The sequence below is a fragment of the Loktanella agnita genome (genome assembly GCF_046640325.1).
Lineage (GTDB): Bacteria > Pseudomonadota > Alphaproteobacteria > Rhodobacterales > Rhodobacteraceae > Yoonia > Yoonia agnita.
Map to the genome: position 1 here is coordinate 190101 of NZ_JBJMBF010000008.1, position 17360 is coordinate 207460.

18 protein-coding genes are annotated in these 17360 nt (G+C 58.2%); 6 read left to right on the top strand and 12 right to left on the bottom strand.

Annotation, left to right across the window (positions count from 1 at the left end; genetic code table 11):
• Positions 1–24: 24 nt before the first annotated feature.
• A complete protein-coding gene (locus ACJ5NV_RS11420; RefSeq protein WP_411643808.1) occupies positions 25–912 on the top strand; it encodes a lysophospholipid acyltransferase family protein in 888 nt (295 codons plus the stop codon).
• On the opposite strand, the gene ACJ5NV_RS11425 is transcribed toward ACJ5NV_RS11420, so the two are convergent.
• The 3 genes from ACJ5NV_RS11425 to ACJ5NV_RS11435 all read right to left on the bottom strand — a co-directional run bounded on the left by ACJ5NV_RS11425 (position 904) and on the right by ACJ5NV_RS11435 (position 3083).
• The gene (locus ACJ5NV_RS11425) at positions 904–1611 is read right to left on the bottom strand and encodes a peptidoglycan-binding protein (protein ID WP_411643809.1); all 708 of its coding nucleotides are present in this window, start codon (positions 1609–1611) and stop codon (positions 904–906) included. The genes ACJ5NV_RS11420 and ACJ5NV_RS11425 overlap by 9 nt on opposite strands.
• 92 nt (positions 1612–1703) lie before the next feature.
• Positions 1704–2195 (bottom strand): AAA family ATPase, encoded by a 492-nt coding sequence (locus ACJ5NV_RS11430; protein WP_411643810.1) that lies wholly within the window; start codon positions 2193–2195, stop codon positions 1704–1706.
• Between the two features lie 12 nt (positions 2196–2207).
• Positions 2208–3083, bottom strand: coding sequence for a 3-hydroxybutyryl-CoA dehydrogenase (locus ACJ5NV_RS11435; RefSeq protein WP_411643812.1), 876 nt, complete (start codon positions 3081–3083; stop codon positions 2208–2210).
• 157 nt (positions 3084–3240) lie between these two features.
• Here ACJ5NV_RS11435 and ACJ5NV_RS11440 point away from each other — a divergent pair, with 157 nt between their 5' ends.
• Complete coding sequence (locus ACJ5NV_RS11440; RefSeq protein ID WP_411643813.1) at positions 3241–4089, top strand: DUF6473 family protein; 849 nt, start codon at positions 3241–3243, stop codon at positions 4087–4089.
• A 206-nt stretch (positions 4090–4295) separates the two neighbouring features.
• Here the strand turns inward: ACJ5NV_RS11440 and ACJ5NV_RS11450 are convergent, their stop codons facing one another.
• Positions 4296–4889, bottom strand: coding sequence for a helix-turn-helix transcriptional regulator (locus tag ACJ5NV_RS11450; protein ID WP_411643817.1), 594 nt, complete (start codon positions 4887–4889; stop codon positions 4296–4298).
• A 106-nt stretch (positions 4890–4995) separates the two neighbouring features.
• Between ACJ5NV_RS11450 and ACJ5NV_RS11455 the strand changes: the two genes are divergently transcribed.
• Positions 4996–5394 carry a GFA family protein gene (locus ACJ5NV_RS11455; protein ID WP_459167123.1) on the top strand — a complete coding sequence of 133 codons (399 nt, stop codon included), beginning with the start codon at positions 4996–4998 and terminating at the stop codon, positions 5392–5394.
• Between the two features lie 124 nt (positions 5395–5518).
• Here ACJ5NV_RS11455 and ACJ5NV_RS11460 read toward each other — a convergent pair whose 3' ends face one another.
• Positions 5519–6445 (bottom strand): FAD-binding protein, encoded by a 927-nt coding sequence (locus ACJ5NV_RS11460; RefSeq protein ID WP_411643821.1) that lies wholly within the window; start codon positions 6443–6445, stop codon positions 5519–5521.
• On the bottom strand, positions 6445–7203 hold the full coding sequence (locus ACJ5NV_RS11465) for an electron transfer flavoprotein subunit beta/FixA family protein (RefSeq protein ID WP_411643823.1): 759 nt from the start codon (positions 7201–7203) through the stop codon (positions 6445–6447). Before ACJ5NV_RS11465 ends, ACJ5NV_RS11460 begins: the two co-directional genes overlap by 1 nt.
• A 227-nt stretch (positions 7204–7430) precedes the next feature.
• Between ACJ5NV_RS11465 and ACJ5NV_RS11470 the strand changes: the two genes are divergently transcribed.
• Positions 7431–7721 (top strand): DUF6525 family protein, encoded by a 291-nt coding sequence (locus ACJ5NV_RS11470; RefSeq protein WP_411643824.1) that lies wholly within the window; start codon positions 7431–7433, stop codon positions 7719–7721.
• A gap of 81 nt (positions 7722–7802) precedes the next feature.
• On the opposite strand, the gene ACJ5NV_RS11475 is transcribed toward ACJ5NV_RS11470, so the two are convergent.
• Genes ACJ5NV_RS11475 through ACJ5NV_RS11490 form a run of 4 tightly spaced genes read right to left on the bottom strand, consistent with a single transcriptional unit; the run spans position 7803 to position 10051 of the window.
• On the bottom strand, positions 7803–8375 hold the full coding sequence (locus ACJ5NV_RS11475) for a cob(I)yrinic acid a,c-diamide adenosyltransferase (RefSeq protein WP_411643826.1): 573 nt from the start codon (positions 8373–8375) through the stop codon (positions 7803–7805).
• A 2-nt stretch (positions 8376–8377) separates the two neighbouring features.
• A complete protein-coding gene (locus ACJ5NV_RS11480; protein WP_411643828.1) occupies positions 8378–8581 on the bottom strand; it encodes a twin transmembrane helix small protein in 204 nt (67 codons plus the stop codon).
• 60 nt (positions 8582–8641) lie between these two features.
• On the bottom strand, positions 8642–9469 hold the full coding sequence (locus tag ACJ5NV_RS11485; protein WP_411643829.1) for an SDR family NAD(P)-dependent oxidoreductase: 828 nt from the start codon (positions 9467–9469) through the stop codon (positions 8642–8644).
• A 42-nt stretch (positions 9470–9511) separates the two neighbouring features.
• Entirely contained in the window at positions 9512–10051 is a 540-nt protein-coding gene (locus ACJ5NV_RS11490) for an SH3 domain-containing protein (protein ID WP_411643831.1), read from the bottom strand.
• 131 nt (positions 10052–10182) lie between these two features.
• On the opposite strand from ACJ5NV_RS11490, the gene ACJ5NV_RS11495 reads away from it, so the two are divergent.
• Positions 10183–12522, top strand: coding sequence for a DNA topoisomerase IV subunit A (locus ACJ5NV_RS11495; RefSeq protein ID WP_411643833.1), 2340 nt, complete (start codon positions 10183–10185; stop codon positions 12520–12522).
• 32 nt (positions 12523–12554) lie between these two features.
• On the opposite strand, the gene ACJ5NV_RS11500 is transcribed toward ACJ5NV_RS11495, so the two are convergent.
• Positions 12555–14474, bottom strand: coding sequence for a hypothetical protein (locus tag ACJ5NV_RS11500; protein WP_411643835.1), 1920 nt, complete (start codon positions 14472–14474; stop codon positions 12555–12557).
• 323 nt (positions 14475–14797) lie between these two features.
• Between ACJ5NV_RS11500 and ACJ5NV_RS11505 the strand changes: the two genes are divergently transcribed.
• Positions 14798–16687 carry a PhoX family protein gene (locus ACJ5NV_RS11505; protein WP_411643837.1) on the top strand — a complete coding sequence of 630 codons (1890 nt, stop codon included), beginning with the start codon at positions 14798–14800 and terminating at the stop codon, positions 16685–16687.
• 78 nt (positions 16688–16765) lie between these two features.
• Here the strand turns inward: ACJ5NV_RS11505 and ACJ5NV_RS11510 are convergent, their stop codons facing one another.
• A complete protein-coding gene (locus ACJ5NV_RS11510; protein WP_411643838.1) occupies positions 16766–17137 on the bottom strand; it encodes a VOC family protein in 372 nt (123 codons plus the stop codon).
• Between the last annotated feature and the right edge of the window lie 223 nt (positions 17138–17360).

Here is a 17360-nt window from a genome sequence, read left to right on the forward strand (position 1 = left end):
TTATAACCGGGTGGGGCAGATCGAGTGACGCAAACAGGCCGGGACATATCAGCACCGCAGATCGTGTCGGAAAGCACCCCCAGGGTCTATGATCGCGGCAGCCTGACATACTCCAACACGTTCGACAGTGCGCTCCGGCGCAATATCATCAAGACGATTGAATGGTTCACCGGCAAAATCCACGTCATCCGGATGATCCGGAAATTCGAACAACGGGGCAAATACCACGGTCAGGCCTTCTGGCGCGGGGCGCTTGATGTAATGGGGATTGACCTGACCACCCCGCAGGCACAGCTGGACCTTATTCCCAAGAAGGGGCCTGTGATCCTCGTGGCGAACCATCCGCACGGGATGGTCGACGGCATGATCCTCGCCGATCTACTGGGCCGGGTCCGCACCGACTACCGTATCCTCACACGCGCCTTTCTGACCGATATCGACCAAGACGCCGGCAACTTTCTGATCCCTGTGCCCTTCCCGCACGAGGAAAACGCGCAGGCAAAGATGGTCGATATGCGCAAGCAAGCGATGGATCATCTCAAAAATGACGGCTTGGTGGCGCTTTTCCCATCAGGCGTCGTGGCCGCCTCCGACAGCATGTTCGGCCCGGTGGTCGAGGCGGATTGGAACCTGTTCACAGCCAAGCTGATCCGGACATCCGGCGCGCAGGTCGTGCCTTGCTTCTTTCCGGGGGCCAATTCGCGCTGGTACCAAATCGCCAACCAGCTCTCGCCTACATTACGGCAAAGCCTGCTGATCCACGAGATTGTCAATTCCTGCGGGCGACCGCAAAAACCGGTGATCGGCGCCCCCTTTGATCAGGACGAAATCAAAAAGCGCCTATCTGACCCGCGGGCCTTTATGGTCTGGCTGCGCGAACAGACGCTCGCACTGGGGCAGCGGTCAGATTGAGGCCTCTCGGGGCGCGAACAGCCCGATCCGGCTCAGGCTTTGCAGACCCCCAATTGGTATCTCTACATATCCTGCCATCGGATCCATCATCAGTACATCAATTGCTCCGGCGCGAATTTTGACACCATATATTATGCGAGCATGCATGATGGCGCCGCTTGAATTATCGACGATCAGGATCGGCTTACGGCCCCGCAAAGCACGCAGTAGCCCCTCAGCACGGATCGTTGTCCCGACAAAGATCGGAACAAAGTTGAAATCAGTCGCCACCACGCCCGTTAATCCGCCAACCGTGATATCACCATGCGCACCGATATGAGCGGCATATGTTGTCGCCAGCTGCGCCATCGTGCGTCGGGGTCGCCCCATCCATGACACACCAAGAACAGCCTCAAGGCAGGCGGCCCAGCATCGGTGCGGATTACCCTGCGCGACGAACGGCGGCCGCACCAGCTCAACCCTGTAGCTGCCGGTGAATAGGACCGATTGCGTCACCGGTCCCAGCTTTCCATCCGGCTCCAGATTGAACATGTCTTGAAATTCACGCACAGCCCGCTCGGTATTTTCACCAAATGCGCCATCTGGCGTTAGCTGTGGCGATGCGCCCATATCATTGAGCGCGCTCTGTGCACGCACAACATCCGGCCCACGGGCACCACGGATCATCATGCGATGGGTCTGCCACCATAAATTCGACATCTCAAAATCCCCACATATTATATAAATATAGGGAAATTTAACACGTGACGGAAAATTGACAGAGTCAGGTTGTCATGACCCGAAGGACAGTCTCAGCCCACATCATCGTGTGACACAACATTGAAACCTTCCTCTGGCGCGGGCGGAATGAAGTGTTTTGAAAACCGGTGAAACTGGGCCTCTGTAGCAGCAAAAGGGTGGTCACCCTGCGCATTGCGCGCATGCATCCGGGCCAGACACACCGCGTCTGGCGGGGCCAGCAGATGAAGCTGATGTGACGCGCCGGTCCGATCAATGATACCGCGCATCCACGCGCGGCTTTCAATCGTATTGCCCTGAAAGTCCAACACGACAGAGACCCCGGCACCCAGCAACTCGGCCACATGATCACCGACCGCGCTGCGCAGCTTAAAAGCACAGCGCAGGTAATCCGGCCCGGTCTTCAGCTCTTCCGCAAAAAGCGCCTGTAACCACGCATCTTCCGCAATCAAAACGCTTAGCGGCGCTTGCGCGAGTTTGGCCGCCAGCGTCGACTTCCCGGCGGCGATTTTGCCGCAGAACAGATGCAAGGTGGGCGCTGGCATAGACCGGGCGTCTTACCGGGTCGGTACCGGCTCATCGCCGCGATAATCATAAAACCCACGCTTGGTTTTGCGGCCCAGCCAACCGGCCTCGACATATTTGGTCAGCAGCGGGCAGGGGCGGTACTTGGTGTCCGCCAGCCCGTCATGCAGCACGTTCATAATCGCCAGACAGGTGTCCAACCCAATGAAATCAGCCAATTCCAGCGGGCCCATGGGATGGTTCGCACCCAGCTTCAACGAGGTGTCGATCGACTTCACCGACCCCACGCCTTCATACAGGGTATAGATCGCTTCATTGATCATCGGCATCAGGATGCGGTTCACAATAAAGGCCGGGAAATCCTCTGCCGTGGCGGCGGTTTTGCCCAGACGATCGACGACATCATGGCAGGCCTTGAACGTCGGCTCGTCGGTGGCAATACCGCGGATCAACTCGACCAGCTGCATGACCGGAACGGGGTTCATGAAATGGAACCCCATGAACTTTTCCGGGCGATCCGTCCGGGACGCCAGACGGGTGATCGAAATCGACGATGTGTTTGAAGTCAGGATCGTGTCCGGTTTCAGATGTGGAACCAGATCCTCAAAAATGGCAGTCTTGATCGTCTCGCGCTCGGTCGCGGCTTCGATGATCAGGTCGGTCTGGCCCAGATCTTTTAGGGCTGCGGTGGTCCCGATCCGGGCCATGGCCCCGGCTTTGGTCTCTTCGGTGATCACCTCTTTGGCGACCTGACGGTCAAGGTTGCGGCCGATCAGGCTGACAGCGGCCTGTAGCGCATCCTCACTGACATCGGTCATCAGCACTTCGTAACCGGCCAGTGCGAAAACATGCGCAATCCCGTTGCCCATCTGACCGGCGCCAACGACGCCTACCCGTTCGATTTTCATGCTCATCCCCTGACTTGTTCTTGCGCACAATAGGCTGGCGCATGGGCCCGCATCAAGGCGCGGCACCCGTGAAATATCGATTCAAATTTTGTGATTAGCGAATTGGCAAAGCATTTCAGCGAATCTTATGCGGCTGATACGCATATCAATGGTGGGAATGATGAAATATGAAACAATAACCCATGGGGAGCTCTCATATTCGCCCTGCCGCTATGGCAGTTCGCGCATTTTGTTCCGGGGGCCGCGGCGCAGGCTGGACCGGCCCTATATCGCTTGTATCGGCGGCACTGAAACCTATGGTAAATTCATCCAGAAACCCTTTCCCGATCTTGTGGAAAAGGTCATGCGACAGCCCTGCCTGAACCTTGGCTGCGTGAATGGCGGGATTGATGCCTTCGTCAATGACACGACAATCATGGATATCTGCAACAACGCCGACATGACGGTGGTGCAGGTGATGGGGGCGAACTACCTGTCGAACCGGTTTTATTCGGTGCATCCACGGCGCAATGACCGTTTTCTCAAGGCGTCCACCGTGATGCAGGCGATCTATTACGACGTGGATTTTTCAGAGTTTTCCTTCACCCGTCACATGCTTGGTGCACTGCATGAAAAATCGACTGAACGGTTCGATACTGTGGTAAACGAACTGCAAGAGGCGTGGGTCGCGCGGATGCGGACAATGCTCAATCTCATCGGACCGCGCAGTATTCTGCTGTGGTTTTCGGATGAAAAGCTGGACGATACGCCATGGGCCGAACGCCCCAATCAACTGCAATCCGATCCGCTGTTCATCACGCGTAGCATGGTGGAAAAACTGCGCCCGCTGGTGCGGGATATCGTCGTGGTCAACCCCTCTGCAAAGGCGCTCGCTGGCGGAACAGACGGGATGTATTTCTCTGAAAACCAAAGCGGGATCGCCTCTGAAATGCTGGGCGTCGCCTGCCACGCAGAAGCAAGCGCAGCACTGGTCCCCGCCCTGCGCGAACAGATCTACGCCCCGTAACCACAAGCTGTCCGCTCGATGATGACCGTCTCAAACGATGTCCGCCAGCGCTGTGCCCATCGTGGCACAGCGGATTGTCGTTTATCTCAGGGCTCAGCGTGGCTTAGTTTCATAGGTTGCCCGTTCCTCGTCCATCGCCAATTGCCATTGCGCACGCAAGGCCCCAGCGTTTTCGGGGATGCGCTGCTCTAAAATTTCCGCAGAAATCATGCGCTCTGTCCGGAAATAACGAAACTCGGCACGATGCTCGCACCATGCCGCAAGAATACGACCAGCATCCCGGTAGCCCAGCAAGATCGCCAAATGACACGCTGCGTGATCTCACCAGAAGCGCTTTCATACTCCAGCGCCAGTTTCCGGTGCGTCCGGATCGCATGGCGGAGCAAGGATGAATTGACGCTTTCCACAGCAGGCGCAACAGGTGCCACGCTTGTCGCAGGGGCCAACACATGACCGCGCAATCGGTCTGGTACGACCGTTTTGATCTTCGCAAGCAGGTGCAAAGCCGCGTTGGCCAAATCTGGCTCGCCTCTGCTTGCGACCCAATGCGCGCCCAACACCGCCGCGTCGATCTCATCTGAGGTTAACATCAACGGGGGCATGTCAAAGCCCTTTTCCAAGACATATCCAACACCGGCCTCACCGCGCACCGGAACACCCTGTGCCATTAATGCGGCAACATCGCGATATACGGAACGCTGCGAAGACCCCAATTCAGTCGCAAGCTGCTGTGCCGAAATGGGCCCACGGGCAAGCCGCAGTAGCTGAATGATCTCAAATAGGCGTTCGGCTTTCCGCAAATCGGGCTCCTCGTGTTCGATGCTGCCATAATGCTGTCAGCATGCCATATTTATGTGCCCCCACATCCGTGCGAGCAAGGCCGAGAACACAATGATGAGGAAGACCATGATAAAGGGAAGCTGCTGCTGCGGGGCCGTTCGGTTCGGCGTGATCAATGCGCCGTCGTTCGTCGGCACATGTCACTGCTCGCGGTGCCGCAAAGTCGGCGCTAGCACGATTGCATTTGTGAAAAAAGACGATCTCAGATGGATTGCAGGGCGGGAGTATGTCCAGATTTTCGCGCCCTCCGCCCCGTATTTTTACGCCCGCTGTTTCTGCAAAATCTGCGGCACCTCGCTGGGTGAAATACTATCGAGCGAGGATAGCTTTCCAATTGCAGCGAACGCCTTTGACGACGATCTTGGCCTGAAAAACCAATCGCATGAGTTTGTTGGGGAAAAACCTTCTTGGTATCGCATTGGCGATGATGCACCGCAGCATGACAGGCACCCGCAAGGTGCGTGATCTTTTGGGCGCTAAAACAGCGGCGACGATAGCCGGCCGGGCCCTCTAAACGATTGCGCCCTCGCAGATTTCTGCAAGGGCGCAATCATTTCAATGTTCTCGAAACTGTCGCGGTCGCCCGCGTTTACAGCTTCTCAGTCAGCTCAGGCACAGCGGTGAACAGGTCGGCAACCAGCCCGAAATCAGCAACCTGAAAAATCGGCGCGTCTTCGTCCTTGTTGATCGCAACGATCACCTTGCTGTCCTTCATCCCGGCCAAGTGCTGGATCGCGCCAGAGATGCCGACAGCCACATAAAGATCAGGCGCCACCACCTTGCCAGTCTGCCCAACCTGCCAGTCATTCGGGGCATAGCCCGAATCGACCGCCGCGCGGGACGCACCCACAGCCGCGTTCAGCTTGTCCGCCAGCTTTTCAATCAGGGCAAAGTCATCTTCCGACCCCACACCGCGCCCGCCGGACACAACCACGCCCGCCGAGGTCAGCTCTGGCCGGTCGCTCGCCGCGACCTTATCCTCGACCCATTCCGACAGGCCGGGATCGCCAGCCGTGCCTATGGTTTCGACCGCAGCAGAACCACCAGCGCCAGCCGCGTCAAAGCCTGCCGTCCGGATCGTCATGACCTTCTTGGCATCAGCGGATTTGACCGTCTGGATCGCATTGCCGGCATAGATCGGGCGCTCGAACGTTTCGGCATCCACGATGCCCGTCACTTCCGAAATCACCATCACATCCAGCAGGGCTGCCACGCGGGGCATCACGTTCTTGGCGTCGGTCGTGCCCGGGGCGGCGATGTGATCATAATCGCCCGCCAGCGACACGATCAGATCAGCCGTGGGTTCCGCAAGGCGGTGACCCAATGCGGCATCTTCGGCACACAGGACCTTGGCCACGCCATCAATCTTTGCAGCCTCTTCCGCCGCCGCAGTTGCGGACGCCCCGGCGCAAAGCACCGTCACATCGCCCAGCGTCTTGACCGCCGCAACAGCCTTGGCCGTCGCATCCAGCGCCAGCGCGCCATCGGTGACTTCACCAATCAACAAAACAGCCATCAGACAGCCCCCACTTCTTTGAGTTTCGCCACAAGCTCATCGACAGAGCCGACCATGATCCCGGCTTTGCGCGCCTCTGGCTCGGCGGTGCTGACCACGCTTAGGCGCGGGGTCACGTCCACGCCGTAATCGGCAGGTGTTTTTTCATCCAAAGGCTTTTTCTTGGCCTTCATGATGTTGGGCAGGGATGCATAGCGCGGCTCGTTCAGGCGCAAATCAACGGTCACGATGGTTGGCATCTTGACCTTGATCGTCTGCAGCCCGCCATCAACCTCGCGGGTGATGGTCGCATGATCGCCATCGACATTCACCTCGGATGCAAATGTGGCCTGGCTCCAGCCCAGCAGGGCAGACAGCATCTGGCCCGTGGCGTTCATATCGTTGTCGATGGCCTGTTTGCCGCAGATCACCATGCCGGGGTCTTCTTCCTTGACAATGGCCGCCAGAATTTTGGCCACGGACAACGGCTCGATATCCTGATGCACATCATCGGAGGCGACGACCAGAATGGCGCGATCTGCACCCATGGCCAGCGCCGTGCGCAGCGTTTCCTGTGCCTGTTTCACACCGATTGAGACAGCAACGACCTCTTCGACCTTGCCAGCCTCACGCAGACGGATCGCCTCTTCGACGGCAATCTCGTCAAACGGGTTCATCGACATCTTTACATTTGCGAGATCGACACCCGTACCATCCGCTTTCACACGAACTTTCACGTTGTAGTCGATCACGCGTTTGACCGGCACAAGGACCTTCATTGGCGTTTCTCTCCCATAAGAATCTGAAATATTTTGTTCTCAGGCCGTTGTTATCGTGCGTCGCCTGTCGAAAACAGTGCTAAATCGACACGCTAAGGGCCACCGACGCCACGTTTTTGAGATGCGCGTCACTGATGACGCGCATGTCGGGGATTGCAGATACGTTATGTTATAGCATAACTTATTTCTGCTCAGCGCATGGCATGAACCAAAGGGCGAGGAACACGATGGCCGGCAATCGCGGAAAAACCAGTTTGAGATGTCGCAACCGGGCGCGCAATCCCATGCAGGAATTCGACCGGCTACCGCCGCAACTGCGCGCATGGGTAGCAACCGCCAGCCTGCCCTGGACGGCGCGATCGGTGCGGCAGGCTTATGAAAAGGCGCTTGCCCAGACAGGCGATGCGGCACTTGCCTTGCAGGCATTAGACAAGATGCAAAACAGGTTGATCGCCAAAGACGCCCCGAAAATCTGGGGCGCCGCCGTACCGCAAATCGCGCAGCGCCAGCGGCCGTAAAAATCTTCGAAGATTTTTAATCAGAATATTTGAATATTCTGGGTCTCCCCACGCCAGCGGATCACGCAGGCCGCGCCCGCGTCAGCGGTTCGCGCCCGGCACCCACAAGACGTCATCCTTGCCATTATCATTGGCAATGCGCGACGCCTGAAAAAACCAGTCAGACAAGCGGTTCAGGTATTTCACGGCCGCCGCATTCACCTGTTCCGTCGCGGCCAGTTCCACCGTCAGCCGCTCTGCCCGGCGCGATACGGTCCGGCAAAGATGCAGATGCGCGGACAATGCCGACCCGCCGGGCAAGACAAAACTGCGCAATGGTTCCACGTTTTTGGTTATAGCGTCGATTTCGGCTTCTAGCCGATCTACCTGCCCATGCGACATGCGCAGCGGCGGATATTCAGCCTCGGCATCCTTGTCCATATCCGGGCGGCACAGATCAGCGCCCAGATCAAACAGGTCATTTTGGATCATTGCCAATTGCGCGTCGATATCGCCGCTTGCATGCAGCCGGGCCAGACCGACGGTCGCGTTGGTTTCATCCACCGTACCATAGGCATTCACGCGCAATGCATGCTTGGCGACGCGGCTGCCATTGCCCAGCGCCGTCTCGCCTGAATCGCCGGTTTTGGTGTAGATCTTGTTCAGAACGACCATGCTTAATTTCCCCCGCGCAGATAGACAAACAGGAGGATCAGCAGCACCGCAACGAACTGCGCCCCGATCCGCCAGCGCATGATTTTATTCGCGTTCTTGCGATTGAACTCACCGCCCTTGCCAAAGCTGCCAACCCCCAAAAGCAGGATGCCCAGCACGATCAAAACGGCAACAACAACAAGCCAAAATAGCGGATCTCCGGCCATGATCTGGTCCTCTCAATTCTGTTCCCCGCGATGTAGCAGCTACCGGGGCAAAGAAAACCCTCAGGCGCGCAGAATCAGCGCATCCAGCCAGCGGGTGGGCAGGATACGGCGTAGAAAACCCATTAAATAAGTGGGGGTCGTGACATAATAGCGCGGCTTGGGCCGGGCCGACGTCAGCGCATGCAGCAGTTTCTTTGATACGGCGGCAGGGGGCAGTTCAAACCGGTCAGGGCCGCTCTCTTCATACAGCCGCGACAGCACATCGCGATATTCATCGGCGCGGGCGGAGTTTTCCCAGTCAACCCATTTTTCGAAATGCGGGATCGAGTTGACGCGGATATTTGAAGTAACGGGCCCCGGTTCGATCAACACTACTTTGATCGGGGTATTCGCCATCTCGATGCGTAACACATCGGTCAGCCCTTCCAGCGCGAATTTACTGGCAACATAGGCACCCCGCCATTTCATCGGGACCAACCCCAAGACCGAAGAACAATTCACGATCCGCCCATGCCCCTGCGCGCGCATCACCGGGATCGCCAGCCGGGTCAGCTCGTGCAGGCCAAACACATTGGTTTCAAAGATGGCACGCAAGGCAGCAACGGGCAGATCCTCCACCGCGCCGGGGCAGGCAAATGCGCCGTTATTATACAGCGCATCCAGCGTGCCATCCGTGGCTTCTAAAACTTCGGCCAATCCGTTCACGATGCTATTGGCATCGGCATAATCAATCAGCGGGCTTTCAAACCCTTCGGCCTTCAGGCGCTCGCAATCGTCAGGTTTGCGGCAGCTTGCAAAAACGCGCCAACCCGCATCGCGCAGATCGTGTGCGGTGCCATAGCCGATGCCGGACGAACAGCCTGTGATAAGAATTGTCTTCTGCGTCATCCGTCACTTGTGCCCGGATGACGCTGCACTGACAAGCGATGCTTATTTCTCTGCGAGAAGCCGCTCAGCCATCCAGCCAACCCGGCCGGTTTCAGCAAGACGCACCCGCGCCCAGCCACGTCTGTTGACTTCGATCACCTCTGCCGCGGTGCCATTGGGCAGTGTATCCAGAACGGCATAGGTTGTACTTGGGCCATCACGCATGTTCACCCAGTCAGCGGCAACCAGACGCATATCAATCGGGTCGGCAGCAACCTCGGCCACGGGTTCGGTCAGGGTAGGTTCAGCGGTGGCGATGGTTCCGGCAGTCAGCGTTTCGGGCACTTCCGCCGAATTCTCGGCACCGGCTGAAATCGCGGCGTTGATCAACGTTGCGTCTGCCTCATCCGCGCTTGATGCGGTCAGGATTTCTTCCTGAGGGGCGGCGGTCTCGGTGATGACGATCAGGGGTGCTGCCGGGACTTCGGGTTCAACCTCTGCCACCATTTCGGGCCGGGCAGGGGGCTGGAAATCAGCGCCGCCGGACATCTCGTAGAAGGCCCAGAAAAGAAAAAGACAGCTTACATACATATATTTTGGCATCGGCCACATCCCCAAACCGATCGTTACCAATCGATTTTATCATAGTTCCGTTTATGTACCTACAACCGCCGAACGCGCGTTTGGTTCCAATCTGGCTTTACGGCTGTTCGGGACACGGCTAAACCAAATCCATGAGTGATAAGAGCAGTGAGCCGGAAACCGGCCTGAACGAAGTAACCGAACCCCTGCGCCAGGCCATCGGCAACAGGTATCTGACCTATGCCCTGTCCACGATCATGAACCGGGCGCTGCCCGATGCGCGTGATGGTTTGAAACCGGTGCACCGGCGGATTCTCTATGCGATGTCGCGGCTGCGGCTGTCGCCCACGGGTGGTTTCCTGAAATCGGCCAAGATCAGCGGCGACACGATGGGTGATTTCCACCCACATGGCGACGCCGCGATCTATGACGCGATGGCGCGGCTCGCGCAGGATTTCAACGTGCGCTACCCGCTGGTCGACGGGCAGGGGAACTTTGGCAACATCGACGGCGATAACCCCGCCGCCAGCCGGTATACAGAGGCGCGGATGACCGCCGCCGCCGAGGCCCTGCTGGAAGGGCTGTCCGAAGACTCCGTCGATTTCCGCGACAATTACGACGGGCGGCTGACCGAACCTTCTGTGCTGCCTGCCACCTTCCCGAACCTGCTGGCCAATGGCTCCACTGGCATCGCCGTGGGTATGGCCACCAACATCCCGCCGCATAACCTGCACGAATTGATCGACGCCTGCCTGCATCTGATCAAAACGCCCGACGCACGCGACGATACGCTGCTCAACTACATCCCCGGCCCCGATTTCCCCACGGGCGGGACCATCGTTGAACCGCAGGAAAATATCGCCGAAGCCTACCGCACCGGGCGCGGCGCCTTCCGCCTGCGCGCCAAATGGGAGGTAGAGGATATGGGCCGTGGCACATGGCAGGTCGTGGTCACCGAAATCCCTTACCAGGTGCAAAAATCCAAGCTGATCGAAAAACTGGCAGAGGTGATCCAGACCAAAAAGGTCCCGCTGCTGGCCGATGTGCGCGACGAAAGCGCCGAGGATGTGCGCGTCGTGCTCGAACCGAGGGCCAAAACGGTGGACCCCGAAGTGATGATGAGCATGCTGTTCCGCAACTCCGATCTGGAAACGCGGTTCAGCCTGAATATGAACGTGCTGATTGACGGGCTGACCCCCAAGGTCTGCAGCCTCAAGGAAGTGCTGCGCGCCTTCCTCGACCACCGGCGCGACGTGCTGATCCGGCGCAGCCACTACCGGCTGGAAAAGATCGACCACCGGCTCGAAGTGCTCGAAGGGTTCATCATCGCCTTCCTTAACCTCGACCGGGTGATCGACATCATCCGCTATGATGACGACCCAAAACAGGCCTTGATGGCCGAGGATTGGGCCAACCCCCATGCCCGCGCGACCTCGGAAAAAGATTACGTCTCGCCCAGCGGTGATAACCCTGAAGTCACCCTGACAGAAGTACAGGCCGAAGCGATCCTGAACATGCGGCTGCGCAGCCTGCGGCGGCTGGAAGAGATCGAACTGATCAAGGAACGCGACGCGCTGCGCGAAGAACGCGCCGGGATCGAAGCGCTGCTGGCCAGCGATGATCTGCAATGGGGCAAGATTGCCGAGCAACTCAAAGAAACCCGCAAGATCTTTGGCAAATCCAGCCCCGGCGGCGAACGGCGCACGCAATTCGCCGAAGCGGCAGAGGTAGTTGAGGTCCCGCTCGAAGCGATGATCGAACGCGAACCGATCACCGTTGTCTGCTCGCAGATGGGCTGGATTCGGGCGATGACCGGCCATATCGACCTGAACCGCGAGCTGAAATTCAAAGATGGCGACAGCCCGCGCTTCATCTTTCACGCGGAAACCACCGACAAGCTTTTGGTCTTTGGGGCCAACGGGCGGTTCTACACGGTGGGCGCGGCCAACCTGCCCGGCGGGCGCGGCATGGGCGAACCCCTGCGGCTGATGATCGACCTGCCAAATGATGTGGAAATCCTTGATATCCTGATCCACAAACCGGGCGCAAAACTGATCGTGGCCTCGGCCGAAGGCAACGGCTTTGTCGTGCCGGAAACCGAAGTTCTGGCCCAGACCCGGACCGGTAAACAGGTGCTCAACGTCAAAGACACGATTGCCAAAATTTGCCACCGGGTGGTGGGGGATCATATCGCCGTTGTGTCCGAAAACGCCAAATTCCTCGTCTTCCCGGTTGATGAACTGCCGGAAATGAATCGGGGCAAAGGCGTGCGCATTCAGAAATACAAGAAAGCCACCGGGCGGCAGGGGATGCTGGAACTCGACGGCGGCTTGGCCGATTTGACGACTTTCAAGTGGGAGGACGGGCTGTCATGGCAAATGGGCGGCGGTAAAACCCGAACCGAACCGGATATGACCGAATGGAAAGCCGCTCGCGCTGGCGTTGGGAAACGGGCACCTTACGGCTTCCCGAAAAACAACAAATTCAGCTAGGACCGGACCAGTAGGGTGGGTTGAAACCCACCTTACGGTTCACATCGCGTGGTACAATGATGCCAATATTGGGTCTGCGCAGCAGCCGTACTATCGGGGAATTTGCGGTGCAATAGCGCAAATGCCGCCTGCGCCATGGGAACGCCGCCGATCTGCCCGACGTCATGATGACGGGCGATCAGCACCACCTGCCGCAGCCCATCTGCCATTGTCTCGCGGGGTTCAAACCGGCGCAGCAGGGCAGTATCACGGCTTGCCTGCGCCCAGCGGATCAGGGACTCGCTGATTTGGCGGGTGAACCCGGTTTGTGATCCAAGAAACGGGATTTCATCCAACGCACGCAACGATAGAATCCCATCAGCGGGCAGCGTGACTCGCCCGGTCCAGACCGGACGTAAACGTCGCTGGTCGCGTCTATCTGTCACACGGCTATGGGCGCGGGTCATGAAAGGAACCGAATATCCTTTCGTTGTGAAATAGCTGCTCCAGCGGTTCGGAAGCTGCATCCAGACCTCCAGATCGCGGCGCAGAAAAGCGCCGCTGCGCAGGGACTGCATCATATCCATGCTATAGCCTGCTTGCGCACTTAGCCAAATGCCATAGTCACCACTGCGCGTCATCTGTCCGTCAACGTGATACAGTGTGACCGATGCCTCTGGCAGTTCCGACGCAATCAGCGCCATCCGCACATCACGCGGCCAGCGGCGTGTGGTGATTGCGGCGATCTGCGGGGCGTGGTCGGGAAACATGTCTTGCAGTTGCGGCAGCAGGCCTTCAGCTTCTGACCAGCGTTGCAAAGCGATTAGCCTACAAAAGGCGACAATATGAATGCGGGCGCGTAAATCGGGACGTATCCCCGGTGCATTGGCAAATTCTAGCAGGTCCGCCACCGACAACACATTCAATGCGCGCAGGCTCTTGGGGTCATAGCGCGCCCCGGCATGGATTGCGGCCAATGCGTCTAACAATCTTGCCGCGTAGGTGCGGGCGACATTGAACCACGCGGCAAGGTCGGGATCGTCGGGCAGGAGATTTGCCAATTCTGCCAACGGCCCACCGCTCGCCATCGCGACCCGCGTCTTGTGCATAAACGAGTCGCGATACAGAGCCGGCGGCAGCAATGCCTGATCACGATCCTGTAACGCCGCGCCTTGCCGCAATATTTCAAACCGCAGGACCGCCCATTCGGCGTAACCCGCTGGTGAAGCGCCGCAGGTCACAACCTCAGTCGTCAGCTCTTCGGGAATTTCGGTCCCATCTTCTGCCAACATCGCCGTGGCGACCCGCCAGGCGGGGGTGTCAGGGCGGTTGCGGCTATGGCGCGCCATATCGCCAATCATCGGGTCCACGACAGTATTGCGCCCCTGAATGGTCCAGCCATAGGCCCAAGGCGTATCGCTCGCGGCTAGGACCATTTGCAGCCAATCGACGAAATCATTCTCCTGCGCCATCGCGCGTGTACGTTTTTCACCTTCACTCAGACGATGGTCGATCCCTTCTGCAATCCACCAGCCAGCTGATGGGCCCAGCGTTGTGGCCAAGTCAGCCGCGACTGCAATCTTATGACGGCGCTCGATTGTTGGCACATCGCCCTGCGCGTTCTGAATGATGGGCAAACCTGCGGACAGCACGTCATGGGCATCCCATTCGTTGCGGCCAAAGATGTATTTGGGCAGCTCCGGTTTGGGGCCATAATTCCCTTCCACATCGCGAAACCGCAAATCTGGCACGCCCTCCCACAACCGATAAAGATCAATCGTCGCGGCAACACTGTCGAGGGTGCGCCTATGCTCTCCGCCCGAATAAAGCGTGCCATAGTCCCCATAGGTACTATCCAGCATCTCAGACGCAGTGGCATAACGACCGCCGCACGGCTGGGCAGAGGCCATCTGCGGCAGGGTCAGGGCGGTAAAAAGTAAGGCGCCCAAAAGCGGGCGGTTTGCATGTTTCAAGAATGGCTCCTGCCTTTGACATTGCGTCGCGTGGGAAATTCTTAACAGGTTTTAACACTCTCCACCGCACGCATGTTTAACCCCACCTGTGGGGCGCTGGAGTCCGACCTAAGTCCGATAGATGTCCGACGCGTTTTCGGCCTACCATTGCCCTGCAAGCAAAGGCGTTAACCCCTGATTCGACAGCAGCGGTTCCGACCACCGCGCGGTAGGGGGCACGCAACACCGTTTCGCGCAAATTGCCGCATCGCCGCATCTGTCACAAAGCTGCAAAGAACCCACCCTAGGGTCCGCGCGAAACACGCCAGCAAGGAGCCAGTGGGATGAATGATAACGATACATATGATCTGTCTTGGGACGAATGGGACGAACTGCAGCGCCCGGCACCCGCTCGCATAGATTTCGACGATGTGGTCGATAGCGCCATATCCCGCCGTGGCTTTCTTGGCAGTGTCGTCGCCTTTGGATCAGGCGCTGCCGTGATGGGCGCAGGCCTGATGTCCAGCACCTCAGCCGAGGCGCAGACGGCCAGCCGCATCGGCTTTACCCCGATTGCTGCCCAGACAGATTCCACCATCCATGTGCCCGAAGGCTATAGCTGGCAACCTGTTGCAAAATGGGGGGAAAAGCTGTTTTCCGATGCGGGTGAACTGAGCCAGCAGACCGGCATCAGCGTCGACAGTTCTGACCGCGTCTTTGGCGAAAACACCGACGGGATGGAAGCCTTTGTCGTTGATGGCCGTCAGGTGATCGCGGTGAACCATGAATACGTCAACACACGCGCTAACTTGCCTCAGTCGGGTGGTGAGGTCACCAGCGCCGACGCCGTCACCACACTGCAAAACATGCAAGGTGTGACCGTGATGGAAGTGGCCGAAGGCCCCGATGGCTGGAATATAGTGGTCGATAGCGATCTGAACCGGCGCATCACGCAGAACACCCCAATGACCCTGACCGGCCCCGCCGCCGGGCATCCGCTGCTACAGACATCCGCTGACCCCGCAGGCACCACTGTGCTGGGCACGATGAACAATTGCGGCGCAGGCAAAACCCCTTGGGGCACCTATCTGACCTGTGAAGAAAACTTCAACGGCTACTTCGGCTCGACCGATGAGAATTTCGAGCGGCCGGAAGGTTACGCCCGCTACGGTATCGGTCTGGAAGGTCGCTACGCTTACGAAAAATTCGATGCGCGTTTTGACATTTCGAAAAACCCCAATGAACCGCATCGCTGTGGTTATATTGTAGAAATCGACCCGAGCGATCCGACGTCAACACCGATCAAGCACACCGCGCTGGGCCGGTTCAAACATGAAAACGCCGCCGCCGTTCTGGCCCCCGATGGCCGTGTCGTCGTCTATATGGGCGATGATGAACGGGGCGAATTCTTGTATAAATATGTCTCTCATGGCGTTTACACCCCCGGTGGTCCGACCTCCGCACTGTTGGATGATGGGCAGCTCTATGTTGCCAAATTCGACACTGATCAAACCGGTGAATGGGTCGCGTTGACGCCAGAAGCCACAGGCATGGAGGCCGCGGAAATCGCGATCTTCACACGAACAGCGGCCTCTGCCGTAGGGGCAACAACGATGGACCGCCCGGAATGGGTCGCCGTGAACCCCATCGCCGTCGAAGCCTATTGCGCGCTGACCAATAACTCGCGCCGTGGGCCAGAATTTACCAATGCCGGTGGCGATCCCGCCAGTGCCGTGCCGAATTCCCCCAACCCGCGCGACGCCAATAATTACGGCCAGATCGTGCGTTGGTGGCCGGCAGAGGACGACCATGCGAGCACCAATTTCACATGGGATCTCTATGTGATGGCAGGAAACCCAACCGTGCATGACGATCTGAACAAAGGGTCCGCCAATGTGAACGCAGGCAACCTGTTCAATTCACCCGATGGGATGATGTTCGACAGCACCGGGTTGCTCTGGATTCAAACAGACGGCGACGACAGTAACGAAGACGGTTTTGCCGGAATGGGCAACAACCAGATGTTGGCCGGTAATCCGGTGACAGGCCAGATCGAACGCTTCCTGACAGGTCCAAAAGGGTCCGAGGTGACCGGCCTGACATGGTCCGCCGACAAGCGCACCATGTTCGTTGGCATCCAGCATCCGGCGGCACCTTTCCCGGATGGAGAAGGGATGCTGCCACGGTCTTCGATCATCGCAGTCAAGCGGGACGACAACCAACCGGTTGGCTAACCTATTGATCGGGCAGGCTGTTCAGGCCTGCCCGGCCCCATGTATTTGCCCACGGCGGCCGGAAAACGTCATGCCGCGCTACCGGTGCTGGTCCACCAGAATCGGATTTCCGTCCGGATCCATAATGACAAAACTGGCTGGTCCGGTGGTGCCTTCGTCTGCTTCGCTGACAAAGGCCACGCCCTGCGTCTTTAATTGCTTCTGGATAGCGCGCACATCGTCGAACGCATCGAGATCTTTCGCCTCCTGATCCCAGCCCGGATTGAAGGTCAGCGTGTTGCGCTCAAGAAAACCACCGAAAAGACCAATCACAGTGGTCCCATTGCGCAGCATCAGCCAGCCTTGGGCCACGTCGCCGCCGAACGGGGTAAAGCCGAGCTTTTCGTAGAACGCCTTGGATGCAGTCACGTCTTTGACGTTCAGGCTGATCGAAAATGCACCGAGTTCCATGACCGGATACCTCCTTTTCCTGCGCCGGGACGCACATATGCGTCACAGCATGCCGTATGCTACTTGATTTCCGGCGCGTTTCCCAATACATCGCCCGCGATGTTGGACCGGGCCGCTATGGCCCCTCAAAAATTAAGGGCCCGCTGAAAATGGCTAAGGCAAAGTTTGAACGTAACAAGCCGCACGTAAACATTGGTACGATTGGTCACGTTGACCACGGGAA

Bases quoted from the DNA above. Each gene is read 5' to 3' on its own strand.
- ACJ5NV_RS11425 (WP_411643809.1), bottom strand. From the start codon at position 1,611: ATGTCGAATTTATGGTGGCAGACCCATCGCATGATGATCCGTGGTGCC.
- ACJ5NV_RS11430 (WP_411643810.1), bottom strand. From the start codon at position 2,195: ATGCCAGCGCCCACCTTGCATCTGTTCTGCGGCAAAATCGCCGCCGGG.
- ACJ5NV_RS11435 (WP_411643812.1), bottom strand. From the start codon at position 3,083: ATGAAAATCGAACGGGTAGGCGTCGTTGGCGCCGGTCAGATGGGCAAC.
- ACJ5NV_RS11440 (WP_411643813.1), top strand. From the start codon at position 3,241: ATGATGAAATATGAAACAATAACCCATGGGGAGCTCTCATATTCGCCC.
- ACJ5NV_RS11455 (WP_459167123.1), top strand. From the start codon at position 4,996: ATGATAAAGGGAAGCTGCTGCTGCGGGGCCGTTCGGTTCGGCGTGATC.
- ACJ5NV_RS11460 (WP_411643821.1), bottom strand. From the start codon at position 6,445: ATGGCTGTTTTGTTGATTGGTGAAGTCACCGATGGCGCGCTGGCGCTG.
- ACJ5NV_RS11465 (WP_411643823.1), bottom strand. From the start codon at position 7,203: ATGAAGGTCCTTGTGCCGGTCAAACGCGTGATCGACTACAACGTGAAA.
- ACJ5NV_RS11470 (WP_411643824.1), top strand. From the start codon at position 7,431: ATGGCCGGCAATCGCGGAAAAACCAGTTTGAGATGTCGCAACCGGGCG.
- ACJ5NV_RS11475 (WP_411643826.1), bottom strand. From the start codon at position 8,375: ATGGTCGTTCTGAACAAGATCTACACCAAAACCGGCGATTCAGGCGAG.
- ACJ5NV_RS11480 (WP_411643828.1), bottom strand. From the start codon at position 8,581: ATGGCCGGAGATCCGCTATTTTGGCTTGTTGTTGTTGCCGTTTTGATC.
- ACJ5NV_RS11485 (WP_411643829.1), bottom strand. From the start codon at position 9,469: ATGACGCAGAAGACAATTCTTATCACAGGCTGTTCGTCCGGCATCGGC.
- ACJ5NV_RS11490 (WP_411643831.1), bottom strand. From the start codon at position 10,051: ATGCCAAAATATATGTATGTAAGCTGTCTTTTTCTTTTCTGGGCCTTC.
- ACJ5NV_RS11495 (WP_411643833.1), top strand. From the start codon at position 10,183: ATGAGTGATAAGAGCAGTGAGCCGGAAACCGGCCTGAACGAAGTAACC.
- ACJ5NV_RS11505 (WP_411643837.1), top strand. From the start codon at position 14,798: ATGAATGATAACGATACATATGATCTGTCTTGGGACGAATGGGACGAA.
- ACJ5NV_RS11510 (WP_411643838.1), bottom strand. From the start codon at position 17,137: ATGGAACTCGGTGCATTTTCGATCAGCCTGAACGTCAAAGACGTGACT.